This is a genomic window from Paracoccus tibetensis (assembly GCF_900102505.1).
Classification (GTDB): Bacteria; Pseudomonadota; Alphaproteobacteria; order Rhodobacterales; family Rhodobacteraceae; genus Paracoccus; species Paracoccus tibetensis.
Map to the genome: position 1 here is coordinate 44,690 of NZ_FMVT01000009.1, position 18,990 is coordinate 63,679.

The 18,990-nt window shown below is 67.2% G+C and carries 15 protein-coding genes; 13 read left to right on the forward strand and 2 right to left on the reverse strand.

The window, feature by feature from the left end:
• The first annotated feature begins 18 nt into the window (after positions 1-18).
• Positions 19-1,470, forward strand: coding sequence for an aldehyde dehydrogenase family protein (locus tag BLP73_RS13275; RefSeq protein ID WP_090745466.1), 1,452 nt, complete (start codon positions 19-21; stop codon positions 1,468-1,470).
• A gap of 195 nt (positions 1,471-1,665) precedes the next feature.
• On the opposite strand, the gene BLP73_RS13280 is transcribed toward BLP73_RS13275, so the two are convergent.
• Both BLP73_RS13280 and BLP73_RS13285 read right to left on the reverse strand, forming a co-directional pair.
• Positions 1,666-2,373, reverse strand: coding sequence for a response regulator transcription factor (locus BLP73_RS13280; protein WP_090745470.1), 708 nt, complete (start codon positions 2,371-2,373; stop codon positions 1,666-1,668).
• A complete protein-coding gene (locus tag BLP73_RS13285; RefSeq protein WP_090745828.1) occupies positions 2,370-4,268 on the reverse strand; it encodes a PAS-domain containing protein in 1,899 nt (632 codons plus the stop codon). The genes BLP73_RS13280 and BLP73_RS13285 overlap by 4 nt, the downstream gene beginning before the upstream one ends.
• Before the next feature lie 179 nt (positions 4,269-4,447).
• On the opposite strand from BLP73_RS13285, the gene BLP73_RS13290 reads away from it, so the two are divergent.
• The 12 genes from BLP73_RS13290 to BLP73_RS13345 all read left to right on the forward strand — a co-directional run bounded on the left by BLP73_RS13290 (position 4,448) and on the right by BLP73_RS13345 (position 18,732).
• The gene (locus BLP73_RS13290) at positions 4,448-6,424 is read left to right on the forward strand and encodes an AMP-binding protein (RefSeq protein ID WP_090745473.1); all 1,977 of its coding nucleotides are present in this window, start codon (positions 4,448-4,450) and stop codon (positions 6,422-6,424) included.
• On the forward strand, positions 6,421-7,242 hold the full coding sequence (locus BLP73_RS13295) for an ABC transporter ATP-binding protein (RefSeq protein ID WP_090745476.1): 822 nt from the start codon (positions 6,421-6,423) through the stop codon (positions 7,240-7,242). Before BLP73_RS13290 ends, BLP73_RS13295 begins: the two co-directional genes overlap by 4 nt.
• An 18-nt stretch (positions 7,243-7,260) precedes the next feature.
• Positions 7,261-8,247, forward strand: coding sequence for a branched-chain amino acid ABC transporter permease (locus tag BLP73_RS13300; RefSeq protein ID WP_425415694.1), 987 nt, complete (start codon positions 7,261-7,263; stop codon positions 8,245-8,247).
• Between the two features lie 88 nt (positions 8,248-8,335).
• Positions 8,336-9,412 (forward strand): branched-chain amino acid ABC transporter permease, encoded by a 1,077-nt coding sequence (locus tag BLP73_RS13305; protein WP_090745482.1) that lies wholly within the window; start codon positions 8,336-8,338, stop codon positions 9,410-9,412.
• Positions 9,413-9,484: 72 nt separating this feature from the next.
• Positions 9,485-10,765 (forward strand): ABC transporter substrate-binding protein, encoded by a 1,281-nt coding sequence (locus tag BLP73_RS13310; RefSeq protein WP_090745484.1) that lies wholly within the window; start codon positions 9,485-9,487, stop codon positions 10,763-10,765.
• 56 nt (positions 10,766-10,821) lie between these two features.
• On the forward strand, positions 10,822-11,643 hold the full coding sequence (locus tag BLP73_RS13315) for an ABC transporter ATP-binding protein (RefSeq protein ID WP_090745487.1): 822 nt from the start codon (positions 10,822-10,824) through the stop codon (positions 11,641-11,643).
• A gap of 11 nt (positions 11,644-11,654) precedes the next feature.
• Positions 11,655-12,872, forward strand: coding sequence for a phenylacetate--CoA ligase family protein (locus BLP73_RS13320; RefSeq protein ID WP_090745490.1), 1,218 nt, complete (start codon positions 11,655-11,657; stop codon positions 12,870-12,872).
• A 92-nt stretch (positions 12,873-12,964) separates the two neighbouring features.
• Positions 12,965-13,729, forward strand: coding sequence for an OmpA/MotB family protein (locus BLP73_RS13325; protein ID WP_090745493.1), 765 nt, complete (start codon positions 12,965-12,967; stop codon positions 13,727-13,729).
• An 83-nt stretch (positions 13,730-13,812) separates the two neighbouring features.
• Complete coding sequence (locus BLP73_RS13330) at positions 13,813-15,129, forward strand: flagellar hook protein FlgE (protein ID WP_090745496.1); 1,317 nt, start codon at positions 13,813-13,815, stop codon at positions 15,127-15,129.
• A 30-nt stretch (positions 15,130-15,159) separates the two neighbouring features.
• Positions 15,160-16,614, forward strand: coding sequence for a FlgK family flagellar hook-associated protein (locus BLP73_RS13335; RefSeq protein ID WP_175453360.1), 1,455 nt, complete (start codon positions 15,160-15,162; stop codon positions 16,612-16,614).
• Position 16,615: 1 nt separating this feature from the next.
• Positions 16,616-17,632 (forward strand): hypothetical protein, encoded by a 1,017-nt coding sequence (locus tag BLP73_RS13340; RefSeq protein ID WP_090745502.1) that lies wholly within the window; start codon positions 16,616-16,618, stop codon positions 17,630-17,632.
• Positions 17,629-18,732 carry a flagellar basal body P-ring protein FlgI gene (locus tag BLP73_RS13345; RefSeq protein ID WP_090745505.1) on the forward strand — a complete coding sequence of 368 codons (1,104 nt, stop codon included), beginning with the start codon at positions 17,629-17,631 and terminating at the stop codon, positions 18,730-18,732. The genes BLP73_RS13340 and BLP73_RS13345 overlap by 4 nt, the downstream gene beginning before the upstream one ends.
• Positions 18,733-18,990 lie beyond the last annotated feature (258 nt).

The following is an 18,990-nucleotide window of genomic DNA, read 5'->3' on the forward strand; positions in this document are numbered from 1 at the left end:
AAGGCACAGGAGGGCGGCATGGCCGAGCTGATGGACAAGCGAAAATTCTATGTGGACGGAGCCTGGGTGGGGGCGCTGGCGGGGCAGGAGCTGGAGGTGATCGACCCCTCGACGGAAGAAGCGGTGGCGGTGATCTCGCTCGGGGGGCAGGCGGATACGGACCGCGCGGTGGCGGCGGCGACGCGCGCCTTTCCGGCCTGGTCTGCGACGAGCAAGGAGGAGCGGCTGGCGCTGATGCGCCGCGTCCTGGAGGTCTACGAGAAGCGCGCGGGCGAGATGGGCAAGGCCATCAGCCTCGAGATGGGGGCGCCCATCGACATGGCGGTCGAGGATCAGGCGGGCTCGGGGTCCTCGCATATTCGGAATTTCATCCGCGCCTTCGAGGGGTTCGAGTTCATCCGCCCGCTCGGGGATCACGCGCCGACCAGCATGGTCGCGTGGGAGCCGGTGGGCGTCGTGGGCCTCATCACGCCGTGGAACTGGCCGATGAACCAGGTGACGCTGAAGGTCATCCCGGCGCTGATGGCGGGAAACACCGCGGTGCTGAAGCCCTCGGAGATCGCGCCGCTGAGTTCAATGCTGTTCGCCGAGATCCTTCATGAGGCCGGGGTGCCGGCGGGGGTGTTCAACCTGGTGAACGGGGACGGGGCCGGAGTCGGCAGCCAGCTGTCGGTGCATCCGGACGTGGAGATGATCAGCTTCACCGGCTCGACCCGGGCGGGGATCGCGATCTCCAAGGCGGCGGCGGACAGCCTGAAGAAGGTGGTGCTGGAACTGGGCGGCAAGGGCGCGCACTTGGTCTTCGCCGATGCGGACGAGAAGGCCGTGCGGCGCGGGGCACGGCATTGCTTCTACAACAGCGGGCAGTCCTGCAACGCGCCGACGCGGATGCTGGTCGAGCGCTCGGTCTATGAGCGAGCGGTCGAGGAGGCGGCGCGCGTGGCCGAGGAGACCGCGGTGGCCAGCGCGCATCAGCCGGGGCCGCATCTCGGGCCGGTTGTCAGCAAGCAGCAATGGCAGAAGATCCAGGACCTTATCCAGACGGGCATCGACGAGGGCGCGCGGCTGGTCGCTGGCGGGCCGGGCCTGCCCGAGGGCGTCAACCGCGGATATTTCGTGCGGCCGACGGTCTTCGCGGACGTGACGAACGACATGGTCATCGCGCGGCAGGAGATCTTCGGGCCGGTCCTGTCGATCATCCCCTTCGACGATGAGGACGAGGCGGTGCGGATCGCCAATGACACGCCCTATGGGCTGACGAATTACGTGCAGTCGCAGGACGGGGCGCGGCGCAATCGCCTCGCGCGGCAGCTGCGCGCAGGGATGGTCGAGATGAACGGGGTCTCGCGCGGGGCAGGCTCGGCCTTCGGCGGGGTGAAGATGTCCGGGCGCGCGCGGGAGGGCGGCGTCATGGGGCTGGAGGAGTTCATGGACAGCAAGGCGATCTCGGGCTGGGACCGGGAGGTCTGAGGCTGCCTGCCCTCGCGGGCAGGCGGTAGCCGGGGGGCTCCGCGCCCCCCGGACCCCCCGCGGGATATTTCAGGACCAAAGCAGGGTGGGCGCTTGACCCGGCGCTGCATGGGGACTGCGCGGCGGGACCGGAGGCCGCGCGCGGAGGAGGGGGCCTCGATGGCCCCCTGCTTTGCTGCTGTCGCGGGACGCAAATCAGCCGATCTCGGCCAGGAAGATGTAGCCGGCGCCGTAGATGGTCTTGATGAGGCGGGGGTTTTTGGGGTCTTCGCCGAGTTTCGTCCTGAGGCGCGAGATGCGCACGTCCATGGCGCGGTCGAAGCTGTCGCCGGCGGCGCCGCCGAGCGCCTCGAGCATCTGGGCGCGGGTGATCAGGCGGCGCGGGTTGTCGGTGAAGATGCGGAGGAGTTCGGCCTCGGCGTGGGAGAGGGGGGTCTCCGTGCCCTCGGGATCCGTGAGGCTGTAGCGGTCGAAGTCCGCGGTCCAGCCGGCGAAGCGCAGCGTGCGCGGGCGTGTGGAGGCGGCGGCCGCGGGGCGGCGCAGGCGGGCGCGGATGCGGGCGACGACCTCGGCCGGCTCGAAGGGCTTGATGATGTAGTCGTCCGCGCCGAGTTCCAGCCCCGTCACCCGATCCTGGACCTGCGCGCGGCCCGAGATGATGATGATCGCCGCGCCCGAGTCGCTGGCCAGCCGGTGGACCAGCGCGAGCCCGTCGCGGTCTGGCAGGCCGAGGTCGATGAGGCAGGCGTCCGGGGTGATGCGGCGCAGCGCCGCCTCGAACTCGGTGGCGCGGCCGAAGCTGGTGGTGCGGAAGCCGGCATCCTCGAGGGCGGCCGCGAGGATGCGGCGGATCTCGGGCTCGTCGTCGAGGATCGCGATCAGCGGGGCGGTCGGGTCGGTCATGGGGCGGGTCTCCCGGCTTCGGACATGGCGGCGGCGAGGCGGCCCGGGGTGAAGGGCTTGGTCAGGACCGGGCCGCGCGCGCGGGCGCGCAGCGGATCGCCGGGCGGCAGCGAGGTCATCAGGACGGTCGGCACGGGCGCGGTCAGATCGAGGCCGAGGCCGTCGCCGAGCTGGATGTCCGACAGGATCAGCGTCAGGCCGGGGAGGTCCGTGAGGGCGCGGGCCTCGGCCAGCGAGCCCGCCTCGATCACCGCATGGCCGAGGCCGGTCAGCTGGGCGCGGATGGCGGCGCGGACGGCGTCGTCATCCTCGACCAGCAGCACCATCTGCGGGGCGACGGGGCGCCAGGGCAGGCGCAGGGTGACGCGGGCGCCGCCCTGCGCCTGGTTCTCCAGCCGCAGGGTGCCGCCGGCGAGTTTGGTCTGGTCGTAGACCATCGACAGGCCGAGGCCCGAGCCGCTCCCTTTGCGGGTGGTGAAGAAGGGCTGGGTCGCGCGCTCCAGCGCCTCGGGCGAGAAGCCGGGGCCGGTGTCAAGCACCGCCAGCTCCAGCCAGTCGCCGCTGCGGCGGGCGGTCAGGGTGATGCGGCCGGGGGCGGTCATGGCCGTGTTGGCGTTCAGGATCAGGTTCAGGAGGGAGTCCTGCACCGCGCCGGGGTCCATGAGCAGGGGGCCCGGGGGCAGGTCGAGGTCCAGCGCCAGCGCGGTACCCTCGCGCAGGCTGGGGCGGGCGAGGGTGGCGAGGTCGGTCAGAAGGCGGGCCGCGTTCACCGGCTCGGGCGCGAGATCGCGGGTGCCGCTGATGCGGGAGAGGCGCTCCAGCAGGGCGGCGCCGCGGCGGGCGGCGGCGAGGGTCGCCTGCACTTCGGCGCTCGCGCCGGGGGGCAGGTCCTGGGCGGCAAGGCGCGATTGAAGGCCGAGGATGATGGTCAGGAGATTGCCGAAATCATGCGCCACGCCAGAGGTGAGCTGCGCCGCGAGGCTGCGGCGGGCGGCATGGGCCAGCGCCTCGCGAGCCTGCACCTCGGCCGAGACATCGGTCGAAAGGATATAGACCCCGCTGCCGGTCCGGTCTGGCGTCAGCGCGATGCGGATGCGGCGGCCCGAGGTCGGGTGCGTGATCTCGAAGACCTGCGGATCGCCGGCCAGCGCGCGGTCCATGTAGGGCCTCAGCGTGCGGAAGGTGGCGGGGCCGAGCGCGGCCTCGACCGTCAGGCCGACGATCTCGCCCGCCGCGCCGGGGAAGATCGCGGGCAGGCGGCGATTCGAGAAGGTGTAGCGGTACTGCGTGTCCATATGCGCGATATGGGCGGGGACCATCTCGGTCACCTGCCGCGTCCGTGCCTCGGAACGGGTGAGGACCGCCTGCGCCTCGGAAAGGGCCGTGTTGGTGGCGGCGAGCTTGCGGTTCGCGGCGGCCAGGCCCTCGGCGTGGATGAGGAGCTGCTCGCTGAGTTCCTCGGAGCGGGCGCGGAGCAGCGATTCCTGCCGCTTGATGTCGGTGATGTCGGTGTAGACGGTCACCCACCCGCCTTGCGACAGGGGCGCGCCCTCGACGGCGACCCACCGGCCGTCCGCGCGCTCGCGCTCGAAATAGTGGGGGCGGAAGGCGCGGGCCTGCTCGACGCGGAAGGCGACGGCGGCCTCGGGGTCGTCCTGGGGGCCGTATTCGCCGCGCTGGACAAGGAAGCGGATGGTGTCCTCGAAGCGCGTGCCGGGGCGGGTCAGCGCGTCCGGCAGGTCGAACATGGCCTGATACTGGCGGTTCGCGACGCGCAGGCAGAGGTCTGCGTCGAAGATCGACAGCGCCTGCCCGATCAGGTTCAGCCCCGACGCGATCAGCGCCGCATCGCGTTCCGCCTGCGTCAGCGGCGTGTCCAGCACGTCCCGGTCCATCCAGCCCTCCATCCCCGGCCGCACCGTTAGCATCCGCGGGAGCGTGGCGGAAGCTGCGTAACATTTCGTTGGATTTGCGTAAAACTGCGGCAAAGATTGAACGGGATGGTTCAGGAGGCCCGCGGGGGCGGAGGAGGTTCCCGCAGCGGCCGGCGTTCACAGCGCCCGAGGGAGGATTCATGACGGACCGGCAGGCGCCTTCGGGCGAATTGCATTCTGTGCCCGCGCTTCTGGCGCGGAACGTGGCGCGCTTCGGGGCCCGTCCCGCCTATCGCGAAAAGGAATTCGGCATCTGGCAAAGCTGGACTTGGGCCGAGGCGGCCGAGGAAATCCGCGCGCTGGCCCTGGGTCTGCTGGGGCTGGGGCTGAAACCGGGCGAGCATGTGGCGATCATCGGGCGCAACCGCCCGGCGCATTACTGGGGCATGATCGCGGCGCAGATGTGCGGCGCGGTGCCCGTGCCGCTTTATCAGGACGCGGTGGCCGAGGAGATGGCCTATGTGCTGGGCCATTGCGGCGCGCGCTTCGTCCTTTGCGGCGATCAGGAGCAGGTCGACAAGGTGCTGGAGGTCGCCCGCAGCGTCTCGGGGATCGAGCAGATCGTCTACACCGACAAGCGCGGGATGCGGAAATACGACCACTCGCGCATGAACGCCTTGGCGGATGTGCAGGCCGAGGGGCGCGCGGCGGCGCAGCGCCTGTCCCCTGAGCTGGACCGGCGCATTGCGGCGCTAGATTACGATTCCACCTGCGTGATGCTTTACACGTCAGGCACGACCGGCAAGCCCAAGGGCGTGGTGCTGTCGAACCGCAACATCATCGAGACGGCCAAGAACAGCGCCGAGTTCGACAAGCTCTCCGAGCGCGAGGAGATCGTGGCCTACCTGCCGATGGCTTGGGTCGGGGACTTTATCTTCTCGATGGGGCAGGCGATGTGGGCGGGCTTCACCGTGAACTGCCCCGAAAGCGCGCATACGATGATGACCGACCTGCGCGAGATCGGGCCAACCTATTTCTTCGCCCCGCCCCGCGTCTTCGAGGGCCAGCTGACCAACGTCATGATCCGCATGGAGGATGCCGGACGGATCAAGCGCGGGCTCTTCAACCACTTCATGGGCGTGGCCCGCCGGGTCGGCCCGGCGCTGCTGGACGGCAAGACGGTCAGCGCCGGGGACCGGCTGTCCTATGCGCTCGGCAACCTCTTGGTCTACGGGCCGCTGAAGAACACGCTCGGCTATTCCCGCATCCGCGTCGGCTATACGGCGGGCGAGGCGATCGGGCCCGAGATCTTCGATTTCTACCGCAGCCTCGGGATCAACCTGAAGCAGCTCTACGGCCAGACCGAGGCCTCGGTCTTCATCACCCAGCAGCCGGACGGGCAGGTGCGTTCGGACACGGTGGGCGTCGCCTCGCCGGGGGTCGAGCTGCGGATTGCCGAGAACGGCGAGGTCTTCTATCGCGGCCCCGGCACCTTCGTCGCCTACTTCAAGAACGCCGAAAGCACCGCCTCGACCAAGGACCCCGAGGGCTGGGTGGCGACGGGCGATGCCGGCTTCATCGACGAGGCCAGCGGGCATCTGCGGATCATCGACCGGGCCAAGGACGTGGGCAAGATGGCCGACGGGCGGATGTTCGCGCCCAAGTACGTCGAAAACAAGCTGAAGTTCTATCCGAACGTCCTTGAGGCCGTGGTGATCGGCAACGGCCGCGACTTCTGCACCGCGATGATCAACATCGACCTCGGCGCGGTCGGCAACTGGGCCGAGCGCAACAACATCGCCTACGGCTCGTACCAAGAACTGGCCGCCCATCCGCAGGTCTACGCGATGATCCGCGGTCATGTGGAAGAGGTGAACCGCTCAGTCGCGGCGGACCCGATGCTATCGGGCTGCCAGATCCACCGCTTCCTCGTGCTGCACAAGGAACTGGACCCGGACGATGGCGAGATGACGCGGACGCGCAAGGTGCGCCGCTCGGTCATCTCCGAGAAGTTCGCGGACCTCGTGGGCGCGCTCTATGACGGCTCGTCCAGCGTCTACACCGAGACGGAGGTGACCTACGAGGACGGCCGCAAGGGCCACATCAAGGCGACGCTGCGGATCGAGGACGTGCCCGTCTTCGGCGACGCGCCCCAGAGAAAGGTGGCGGCAGAATGAACGACATGAGCACGGGCGGCTATGTCACCGCCGACGGCCGCCAGATCGGCGGCACCCTGATGGAGCTGAAGAACATCACCCTGCGCTTCGGCGGCGTGGTCGCGATCAAGGACATCAGCTTCGACATCCGCCAGGGCGAGATCCGCGCGATCATCGGGCCCAATGGTGCCGGCAAATCCTCGATGCTGAACATCATCTCGGGCTTTTACGTCCCGCAGGAGGGCGAGGTCTGGTTCAAGGGCGAGCGCCGCGGGCCGATGAAGCCCTTCCAGGTCGCCCGGCTCGGCATCGCGCGGACCTTCCAGAACATCGCGCTCTTCGACGGGATGTCGGTCCTGGACAACATCATGACCGGCCGGCTGAACAAGATGAAGGCGGGTTTCCTGTCGCAGGCCCTCTGGTGGGGCGCGGCCGAGCGCGAGGAGATCGCCAACCGCGAGGCGGTCGAGAAGGTGATCGACTTCCTCGAGATCCAGAACATCCGCAAGACGCCCGTGGGCCGGCTGCCCTATGGCCTGAAGAAGCGGGTCGAACTGGCGCGCGCCTTGGCCGCCGAGCCGCAGCTTCTGCTTCTGGACGAGCCGATGGCCGGCATGAATGTCGAGGAGAAGGAGGACATGTCCCGCTTCATCCTGGACGTGAACGACGAGTTCGGCACCACGATCTGCCTGATCGAGCATGACATGGGCGTCGTGATGGATCTCAGCGACCGGGTGGTCGTGATGGATTACGGCAAGAAGATCGGCGACGGCACCCCGTCCGAGGTGCGCGCCAACCAGGAGGTGATCGACGCCTATCTGGGGGTGGCCCATGACTGACCTCATCAAGGGAGCACGCTGATGGACCAGCTTTATTTCGCCGCCGAGGTCATGGTGAACGGTCTGATGACCGGGGTCATGTACGCGCTGGTGGCGCTCGGCTTCGTGCTGATCTTCAAGGCCTCGGGCGTCTTCAACTTCGCGCAAGGGGTCATGGCGCTCTTCGCCGCGATGACGCTGGTCGGCATCCAGCAGGGGCAGATCCCCTTCGCCCACCTGATCAACGCGGTCTTCGGCACGCATCTGCACAATTTCGGCTGGACCGTGCCCTCGCTGCTGGCGATCCTGCTGACCGCCTGCGTCATGGTCCTGCTGGCCTTCCTGATCGAGAAGCTGGTCCTTCAGCACCTCGTCGGGCAGGAGCCGATCATCCTCTTCATGGCCACGATCGGGCTTGCCTATTTCCTCGAGGGCTTCGGCGACGTGATGTGGGGCGCCGAGATCAAGGCGCTGGATGTCGGCCTGCCGCAGGGCATCTCGGACACGGTGGACGAGCTGACGCTGAACTGGCTGGGCTACGGCTTCTTCATCGACCGGCTGGACATCTGGGCGACCGTGATCGCGGCGCTGCTGGTCACCGCGCTGGTGCTCTTCGCGCAATACACCAAGCAGGGGCGCGCGATGCGCGCGGTGGCCGACGATCACCAGGCAGCGCTCTCGGTCGGCATCTCGCTGCGCTTCATCTGGGTGATGGTCTGGTCCATCGCGGGCTTCGTCGCCCTCGTCGCCGGGATCATGTGGGGCACCAAGTCGGGCGTGCAGTTCAGCCTGTCGCTGATCGCGCTGAAGGCGCTGCCGGTCCTGATGCTGGGCGGCTTCACCTCGATTCCCGGCGCCATCGTCGGCGGCCTCATCATCGGCGTCGGCGAGAAGCTCTTCGAGTTCTTCGCCGGCCCCCTCATCGGCGGCGCGACCGAGACCTGGTTTGCCTATGTCCTCGCGCTGATCTTCCTCGTCTTCCGACCGCAGGGCCTTTTCGGCGAGCGGATCATCGAGCGGGTGTGACGATGCGGACCCCTCTTCTTCGTTGTGCAAATACCCCGGGGGTGCGGGGGCTGGCCCCCGCTGCGGCGGCCCAGGCAGGAGACAAGCCATGATCTATCGCGAGGCAGGCGACTTCAAGACGGGCTACCGCGCCGACGGCCAGACCTTCCCGATCCGGCTGGACCGGTGGGGCTATTACGCCGCGCTGGCCGTGGCCTTCGGGATCATCCCCTTCGTCATCAACAACTACTGGGCCAACGCCGTGCTGGTCCCGTTCCTGATCTACGCCATCGCCGCGCTCGGGCTGAACATCCTGACCGGCTACGCGGGGCAGGTCAGCCTCGGGACCGGCGGCTTCATGGCGGTGGGCGCCTACGCCGTCTACAAGCTGATGACCTCCTTCCCCGAGGTCAGCATCCTGATCCACATCCTGCTCGCGGGCGGGATCACGGCGGCGGTCGGCGTCCTCTTCGGCCTGCCGAGCCTTCGGATCAAGGGCTTCTACCTCGCGGTCGCGACGCTCGCGGCGCAGTTCTTCCTCGTCTGGCTCTTCAACAAGGTGCCGTGGTTCTACAACTACTCGGCCTCGGGCCAGATCAACGCCCCGACGCGGACGGTGATGGACATCGCGGTGACCGGCCCCACGGCCAGCGCGCCGGCCAAGTATCTCGTCTGCCTGGTCTTCGCCTTCGCCCTCGCCTGGCTGGCCCGCAACCTCACGCGCGGCTCGCTCGGACGCAAATGGATGGCGATCCGGGACATGGACATCGCTGCCGAGATCATCGGCGTCGATCCGCTGCGGGCCAAACTGTCGGCCTTCGCGGTCAGCAGCTTCTTCATCGGCATCGCCGGCGCGCTTCTCTTTGCGGTCTATCTGGGCGCGGCCGAGGTTGGCGAGGCCTTCGGGATCAACAAGAGCTTCCTCGTCCTGTTCATGATCATCATCGGCGGGCTCGGCAGCATCTTCGGCAGCTTTGCGGGCGCAGCCTTCCTGGTGGTCCTGCCGGTCCTGCTGAAGAACGTCTTCGTCGGCGGCATGGGCTGGCCCACGGACCTTGCTGCCCATATCGAGCTGATGATCGTCGGCCTGCTGATCATGGTCTTCCTGATCGTCGAGCCGCACGGCCTCGCCCGCCTCTGGAGCCTCGCCAAGGAGAAGCTGCGCCTCTGGCCGTTCCCGCATTGATGGGCCCGCACTGACATCCGCTTTCATCGCAAGAACCGGGCAACCGGCTACATCTCTGGGAGGAGACCCCGCATGAAACTGACCCTCGCCCTGGCCGCCGCCGCCTTCATGGCGGCAGGCCCGGCCCTCGCCGATCTGGTGGTGCCGAACATGTCCTACCGGACCGGCCCCTATGCCGCGAACGGCATCCCCTATGCCGACGGCTTCAACGACTACTTCAGCCTGCTGAACGAACGGGACGGCGGCATCGGCGGCGTGCGCGTCGCGGTGCCGGAATGCGAGACGGCCTACAACACCGAGCGCGGGGTCGAGTGCTACGAATCGCTGCGCCCCTCGAACCCGCTGGTGCTGAACCCGCTTTCCACCGGGATCACCTACCAGATCATCCCGCGCGCCTCGAATGACGGCATCGTCATCTACACGCCGGGCTACGGGCGGACCTCGGCCAAGAACGGCTCGGTCTTCGAATGGGTGTTCAACGCTCCGGCGAACTACTGGGATGGCGCCTCAGTCGCGGTCAAGCACGCGCTCGAGGTCGAGGGCGGCGATCTGAACGGCAAGAAGATCGCGCTGGTCTATCACAACTCGGCCTATGGCCGCGAGCCGGTCCGCACGCTGGAAGAGCTGGCCGAGAAGCACGGCTTCGAGCTGGTGCTGCTGCCGGTCGACGCGCCGGGGCAGGAGCAGAAGTCGCAATGGCTTCAGATCCGCCGCGACCGGCCGGACTTCGTCATCATGTATGCCTGGGGCGTCATGAACCAGGCCGCCATCCAGGAGGCCGTGAACATCCGCTTCCCGATGGACCGCTTCATCGGCATCTGGTGGTCGGGTTCGGAGAACGACGTGCGCGCCGCGGGTGCGGGGGCGGACGGCTACAAGGCGCTGACCTTCCACGGCGTCGGCCGCGACTACCCGATCTATGACGAGCTGCAGCAATACGTCTATGACGCGGGCCGCGCCTCGGGTGCGGGCGATCAGGCGGGCACGGTGCTCTATTCCCGCGGCGTCTATGCGGCGATGGTCATCGCCGAGGCGATCCGCAAGGGACAGGAGCTGTCCGGCGAGGCCGAGATCAACGCCGCCCAGCTGCGCGACGGCTTTGAGGCGCTGGAGATCACCGCCGAGCGGATGGAGGAGCTGGGCCTGCCGGACTTCGGCCAGCCGATCGCGCTGTCCTGCGAGAACCACGGCGGCGACGGCCTTGCCCGGCTTCAGCAATGGAGCGCAGGCGACGGTCAGTGGAGCCTCATCACCGACTTCATCGAGCCGGATGCCGAGGTGCTGGACCCGCTGATCGAGGAAGACAGCGCCGCCTTCGCCGCCGAGAGCAACATCACGCCGCGCTGCGGCTGACCCCTGCGGCCGGCGGCATCCCCGCCGCCGGCCATCCGCCACGGAAAGGAGAGGCCATGCTGGACGCCGAACACCGCGAGTCGCTGCTGGACGTGAACAACATCGAGGTGATCTACAACCACGTCATCCTGGTGCTGAAGGGCGTCAGCCTGTCGGTCCCGAAGGGTAGCATCACCGCGCTTCTGGGCGGCAACGGCGCCGGCAAGACGACGACGCTGAAGGCGATCTCGAACCTTCTCGCCTCCGAGCGGGGCGAGGTGACCAAGGGGACGATCACGTATCAGGGCGAATCGCTGACCCGGCAGAACCCGGCCGCGTTGGTCCAGCGCGGCATCATCCAAGTGATGGAGGGCCGCCACTGCTTCGAGCACCTGACGGTCGAGGAGAACCTCTTGACCGGCGCCTATACCCGCAAGGACGGCAGCGCTGCCATCAAGCGCGATCTCGAGATGGTCTATGACTATTTCCCGCGCCTGCGCGAGCGTCGGAAAAGCCAGGCCGGCTACACCTCGGGCGGCGAGCAGCAGATGACCGCGATGGGCCGCGCGCTGATGTCCCGCCCCGAGATGATCCTGCTGGACGAGCCGTCGATGGGCCTTGCCCCGCAGCTGGTCGAGCAGATCTTCCAGATCGTGAAGGCCGTGAACGAGGGCGAGGGCGTGACCTTCCTTCTGGCCGAGCAGAACACCAACGTCGCCCTGCGCTTCGCCCATTACGGCTACATCATGGAGAACGGGCGCATCGTGATGGACGGACCGGCGGCGCAGCTGCGCGAGAACCCGGACGTGAAGGAATTCTACCTGGGCATGTCGGACGAGGGGCGCAAGTCCTTCCGCGACGTGCGCAGCTACCGCCGCCGCAAGCGCTGGCTGGCCTGAGGAGCCTGAAGATGGCACATTACGACGAACTGGAAACCCGTGACTCCGAGGCACGGGAGAAGGCGCTGGCATCCGCCCTTCCCGCCGCCATCGCCCGCGCCAAGGCCGCGCCCGCGCTGGCCGAGCTGCTGCGCGAGGTGGACCCGGCGGCCGTCACGGACCGCGCCGCGCTGGCGCGCCTGCCGGTGATCCGCAAGGCGGGCCTCTCGGCCGCGCAGAAGGCGCTGCCCCCGCTCGGCGGCTACGCGACCCGCGCGCTGACCGAATTCGACCACGTCTTCCAGAGCCCCGGCCCGATTTATGAACCCGGCCGCGTGAACGGCGACTGGTGGCGTCTTGGCCGCTTCCTTCATGCCTCGGGCGTAGGGCGCGGCGACATCGTGCAGAACTGCTTCGGCTACCACCTGACGCCGGCCGGAATGATGTTCGAATCCGGTGCGCGGGCCGTGGGCGCGACGGTCCTGCCCGCCGGCACCGGACAGACCGACCTTCAGGTCCGGGCCGCCGTGGACATCGGCACGACCTGCTATGCCGGCACGCCGGATTTCCTGAAGGTGATCCTCGACCGCGCCGACGAGACGGGCGAGGTGCTGGCGATCCGCAAGGCCGTGGTCGGAGGCGGCGCGCTGTTTCCTTCGCTGCGCCAGCTCTACGCCGACCGGGGCATCGTCACGCGGCAATGCTACGCCACCGCCGATCTCGGCAACATCGCCTACGAGACCGAGGCGCTTGAGGGGATGATCGTGGACGAGGGCGTGATCGTCGAGATCGTGCGCCCCGGCACGGGCGATCCGGTCCCCGAGGGCGAGGTGGGCGAGGTGCTGGTCACGACGCTGAACCCCGACTACCCGCTGATCCGCTTCGCGACCGGGGACCTGTCCGCGGTGCTGGCGGGCACCAGCCCTTGCGGCCGGACCAACATGCGCGTCAAGGGCTGGATGGGCCGGGCCGACCAGACGACCAAGATCAAGGGCATGTTCGTGCGCCCCGAACAGGTCGCGGCTCTCGTCTCGCGCCATCCCGACGTCGCCCGGGCCCGCGTCATCGCCGAGCGGCAGGGCGAGATGGACGTGATGACCGTGCAGCTGGAAACGGCCCAGGACGGCGCCGAGCGCTTCGAGCCCTCGGTGATCGACACGCTGAAGCTGAAGGGCCGTATCCAGATCGTGCCTCCCGGCAGCCTGCCCAACGATGGCAAGGTCATCGAGGACCGCCGCAGCTATGACTGAGCGCTAGATGTCCAGCATTTGAGCGGTCGCCTAGGCGGACGGGTGCCGGTGGGGCAAGATGCCCACTGCAGCATTCGGTTCGGGGTGACATCATGGCTGGCGGCAAGGGCTCGGCGGGCCCGACCATTATCATCAAGCGGGTCGAAGGCGGCGGCGAGGCCGGCCATCATGGCGGCGCCTGGAAGGTGGCCTATGCGGACTTCGTGACCGCGATGATGGCCTTCTTCCTTCTCATGTGGCTGCTGAACGCCACGACCGAGGCGCAACGCACCGGACTTGCCGACTATTTCTCGCCCACCGTGATGAAGACCCCCGGCTCGTCGGGTGACGGGACCGAGGATGCGGTGCGCCACTCTATCCAGCAGCCGCTCCGCGACAGCGAGGCCGCCGCCGATTTCGAAGAGGTGGCCCGCGAGGTCCAGAACATCCTGACCGGCAGCGGCGCCGAATCGATGCAGATGACCAATCTCCTCAAGCACGTCGTCACCCGCATGACGGACGAGGGGCTGGTGATCGAGCTGTCCGACCTGACCGAGGCGCCGCTCTTCGTCGAGGATACCGGCCAGCCGCAGCCCGCGCTGACCTCGCTGATGCGCATCGTGGCAAGTGCCCTTGGCCACACCCGTAACCAGATCGCCATCTCCGGCCATGTGCGCGCCTATCCCGAGACGCTGGTCTCCTCGCCGGTCTGGGCGCTGTCCGACGCCCGCGCCCACACGGTGCGCAACCTGCTGGAGCAGGCGGATTTTCCGCAGCGCCGCATCCAGCGCGTCAGCGCCTTCGGCGACCGCCGCAACCGCAGCGGCAACCCGATGGACCCGCAGAACAACCGGATCGAGGTCATTTTATTGAGATAGGCCGGCGCCGAGGACGCGCCTTAGCCGAATCTTAAGCTGTCTGCGCAAGGATCGCCGAAAGACGCATTAGAAAGGGTCGCTTCATGTCTCTGTCCTCCGCCATGAATGCCGGGGTTTCCGGCCTCGCGGCCAACTCCTCCCGCCTCGGGACGATCTCCGACAACATCGCGAACTCGGGCACCTTCGGCTACAAGCGCGTCGAATCCGAATTCCACTCCATCGTGCTGAACCAGACGCGTGTCGCCGGCCTCTACTCGGCCGGCGGCGTCCGCGTCACCACCTCGCGCATCATCGACGAGGATGGGGCTCTTACAACGACGACCAACCCGCTCGACCTCGCGATTTCTGGCCGTGGCTTCCTGCCGGTCACCAGTGCCGCCGACCTCGACAACGGCATGAGCCAGATGCCGTTCATGATGACGCGCACCGGCTCCTTCCGGGCCGATCAAAACGGCATCCTGCGCACCGATGGCGGCCTGGTTCTGCTGGGATGGGCGGTCGATTCGAACGGCAACGTGCCTCTGGCTTCGCGCGACACGGTCGGCACACTGGAACCCGTCCGGATCCAGACGAACCAGGCCTCGGGCGATCCGACGAACCGCATCTCGCTTGGCGTGAACCTCCCGGCCACCGAAACGCGAGCGGGCTCGTCGGGCGCCGAGCTGCCTCTGCGCGTCGAGTACTACGGGAACCTCGGCACTGCAGAATATCTCGACGTCAAGTTCGAGCCAACCCTCGCCACGGGCGTCGGAATGTCGAACACCTGGACCATGACCATCAGCGACTCGGCGACGGATCCGGCCGCCAACCCGATCGCCTCCTATAGGGTGATCTTCAATGACACGCAGGCGCTCGGCGGCAGCATCGTCGACGTGATCGCGCTCGACGGCGCAGAGTACGATAGGGCGAACGGGACCGTTCAGCTCAACGTCGGTGGCGGGGGGATCTCGATGTTCGTGGGCGTGCCCGGCGGCGGTGCCGGGCTCAAGCAGCTCTCGGCTAGTTTCTCCCCGACCAACATCGTGAAGAACGGCTCGCCGGTCGGCAACCTCGTCTCGGTCGAGATCGATCAGGACGGCTTCATTCGCGCCAGCTACGACACCGGGTTCATCAAGCGCCTCTACCAGATCCCGCTGGTCGACGTGCCTAACCCCAACGGGCTCATCACGACCGACGGCCAGTCCTTCAAGATCTCGCCCATCTCGGGAAGCTTCTTTCTCTGGGACGCAGGCGACGGCCCGACCGGCAATATCCTCGGCTATGCACGCGAGGCTTCCACGACCGACGTGGCGCAGGAGCTGACCGAGCTCATCACCACGCAGCGCGCCTATTCGTCGAACGCCAAGATCATCCAGACGGTCGACGAGATGCTGCAGGAAACCACCAACATCAAGCGGTAGGGCCCAAGGCCCGCGCTCCGGAGTTTAATGATGAGTATCGCCCGCGCCCTCTCCAATGCCTTGACCGGGCTTTCGGCCACCTCACGGGGGACCGAGACGGTCGCCGCGAACCTCGCCAACGTCATGACCCCGGGCTATGCGCGCCGCGAGGTTGCCCTCAGCCCCCAGAGCCTTGGCGGGAACTTCGGAGGCGTCCGCGTCGACGGCATCATCCGCCACGTGAATGCCGGTCTTCTGGCAGAGGCGCGGGGCGCTGCCGCCTCCCGATCGGATGCGTCGACGCGGGTGGCACATCTGCGTCAGATGGAGCAGGTGATCGGGCTTCCAGGCGAGGCACATGGCCTTGAGACGGCGCTGTCGCGATTTCAGGCTGCGCTCTCTTCGGCTGCCGCACGACCTGACGACGAGCTGCGCTTGGCAGAAGTGGCTCATGGCGCGGTGGCCCTAGCAGGACGTCTCAATGCCGCGTCCAACGCGGTTCAGGCTGCCCGGACGGAGGCGGAACAGGCGATCTCAAGCGAGGTGGCGCTCATCAACTCGTCCCTGGACCGGGTCGTCTACCTGAACCGGCGGATCGCGGCCACGCAGGCCGAGGGGCACGATTCATCCTCGCTCCAGGACGAGCGGCAGGTCGTCGTCGATCGCATCGCGACGATCCTTCCGATCCAGCAGGTCCTGCGAGAGGGTAGTGCTGTCGCCCTCTTCACCCGCGAAGGTGCCGTTCTTCTGGATGGAACATCGCCCTCCCGCCTCGGCTTCAGCCCGGTGGGCCAGGTGCAACCGGAACAATCGCTCGGTATCGGCCTCGCGAGCCTCGTCTTCAACGGACAGGAGATCGCACCGGATCAGCTTCGTCTCTTCGCCGGCGGATCCCTCGGCGCCCATTTTGATATCCGCGACCGTCTTGCGCCAAGACTGCAGAACGACCTCGATGCGCTCGCGGTCGATCTCCATACGCGACTGTCCGATCCGCAGGTCGATCCCAGTCTGGCACCCGGCCAGTCAGGCATTTTCATCGACCGCGCACAGCCAGCGGGGCCGGTTGTGCCATTGGGTCTTGCATCTCGCCTTGCCATCAACGGCTCCGTCGATCCTTCGGCTGGCGGAGAGCCTTGGCGTCTTCGAGCCGGCATCACGGCCAGCGGTCCTGAGCCTGCCTCGAAATCCTCGGTCCTCTTCGGGCTTTTGGAGGCGCTCAATGCTCCCGAGCCCCCTCGACCCGGCAGTACCTTTACCGGTACCGCGTCGCTCGCCGCTCGCTTCGCAACCGTCGGAGCAAGGACCGTCTCAGCGCGCGTCGAAGGCGAAGGCGGCCTCGCCGTCACCAGCGTGCGCTATTCGCTGCTTCAATCGCGGCAGATGGCAGACGGTGTCGACAGTGACGCGGAGATGCAGCGGCTTCTCCAGTACGAACAAGCCTACGCCGCCAATGCCCGCGTGATCCAGGCCATCGACGAGATGCTCAACTACCTGCTGAGGATGTAAAATGTCGATCTACAATGTTGGCGATCAAGCCCGTGCCTACGCACTGCAGATGGCCACCGGCCGCCTGAAGTCGACCATGACCACCTTGAGCAGTGAAATGGCGAGCGGCGAGACTGCCGATGTTGGCAAGCGATTGAACGGCAACACGCTGACGCTGAGCAGCATCGAGGCGCGCCTTGCGTCGATGGCGCAGTATCAGCGGAACGCATCGGACGCTGCCATGCTGACGCGGGGCCTTCAGGACGTGCTCGAGGCCGTCCGTCAGGACGCGGCGCATCTGGGGGTCGAACTTGCCACCGATCCGTTCCGCGATGCGAACGACGCGCTCGCGATACGCGCCAACCACGCCACGATGATTTTCGACGGGGCGGTTCAGCGCCTGAATGGTGCCGTGGGCGGGCGTTTCCTGTTGTCCGGACTGGCATCCGATCGCCCGCCGCTGGCATCGGCGGCACAGATGCTTGACCGCTTGGCGACGGTGACCTCTGGAATGACGGACGCAGGCGAGATCGCCAGCGCCATCACGGCATGGTTCGATGCTCCACCGGGCGGCAACGGCTTCTTGGACAATGCGTACGCGGGGACACTCGGACAAAGCCAGCAGATCAAGGTGGCGGAGGACATGTCCGTGGCCATCGGAACATCGGCCGCATCGCCTGCTGTTCGTGATGTCCTGAAGGGGCTGGCGATGGCCGCAATCCTTGACCGAGGGGTTCTGCCGGGGCAGCAGGATCAGCGCGGCGCGCTGCTGGGGATGGCTGGCCGCAGCCTGCTCGCGGCCGAGCACGGCCTCATCGGGGAGAAGGGGCGCATCGGCCTGACGGAGCAGGTTGTCGACAGGGCGAGGAGCACGAGCGCTGCCGCCATGTCAACGCTTGAGCTGTCGCGAGCCGAGATCCGCAGCGTCGACGCCTTCGAAACTGCAGCGGCACTGAAGGAAGTCGATGGTCAGCTGGAGACGCTATATGCCGTTACTGCGCGACTTTCGAAGCTGAAGCTCGTGGACTACCTGCGATGAGCCGGTTCCTCGCTTGGATCGTCACATTGTGCCTTGTGGTGACGACGGCACACGGCTCGCCTGTCAGGATCAAAGACCTGGCAGAGTTCGATGGGGTGCGCGGGAACGATCTTGTCGGCTATGGGCTCGTCGTTGGTCTGGACGGAACTGGCGACGGCTTTCGGAACGCGCCATTCACCGAGGAGATGCTTGCGGGGCTTCTGGAACGCCTTGGCGTCAACGTGACCGATGAAGCGCTGCGGTCCAAGAACGTCGCAGCGGTCATCGTGACCGCGACGTTGCCGCCCTTCGCCCGCTCGGGAAGCCGGATCTCAGTCGGAGTCTCGGCCATTGGCGACGCCAAGAGCCTGCTCGGCGGGACGCTGGTCATGACACCGTTGAAGGCGGCGGATGGCAACATCTATGCAGTCGCGCAAGGCTCGATCCTGGCAGGCGGTGCATCTGTCAGCGGAGACGCGGCGCGCGCGGTGGACGGGGTTCCGACAACGGGTACGATTCCGGGAGGTGCCCGGGTGGAGCGAGAGGTGGAGTTTGACTTCTCGAGCATCGACAACATCAGGATCGCGCTGCGTAACCCCGATTTCACCACGGCGGCACGTGTCGAGGACGCGATCAACAGCGACTTCGGCCGCCAGCTTGCGGTCACCATGGACAGCGGAACCGTCATGGTCAGCTTCCGCAATCTCGGCAGTGTCAATCCGGCGCGCGTCGTCGGACGGATCGAGAACCTTCTGATCGAGCCCGAGGATCGAGCGAAGGTCGTGATCGACCACAAGTCGGGGACGATCGTTGTCGGCGAGCGGGTGAGGATCTCGCGCGTTGCCGTGTCGCAAGGGAGCCTGACACTGCGGGTCAGCGAGGCTCCGATGGTCTCGCAGCCGAACCCCTTCGCGGCGGGCGAGACAGTGACCGTGCCGCGCACGGCCGTCGAACTGCGCGAGGAGCCAGGGATCGGCTTTGCGGAGGTCGGAGGGCAGACGAGCCTGAGCGACCTGGTGGGCGGACTGAATGCGCTCGGGGTGCGGCCGCGCGACATGATCAGCATCTTGAAATCGATTCATGCCGCCGGCGCGCTGCACGCGGATCTTGTAATCGAATGACGGGGCTGGACTGGGTGCCGCAGGATTGGCACCCGGCTTAGACTGCGATCGTCCAGAGGTGGGGAAGCTTCAGCCTGTTCGAACGGTCGGGCTGTCGTATCCAGCGGATGCGACGGCGTTGAGGTTAACGTTACGTGTTGCAGATCGGAGGCCGCGAATGGTTAGGGGTCAGCCGCTTTGAGGAAGGTCTCGAGCCCCCGAGCCTTCGGTAGAAGCGTTGCCTCCGTAAGTGGTGAGGCCGACATCGCTGCGGCCGGG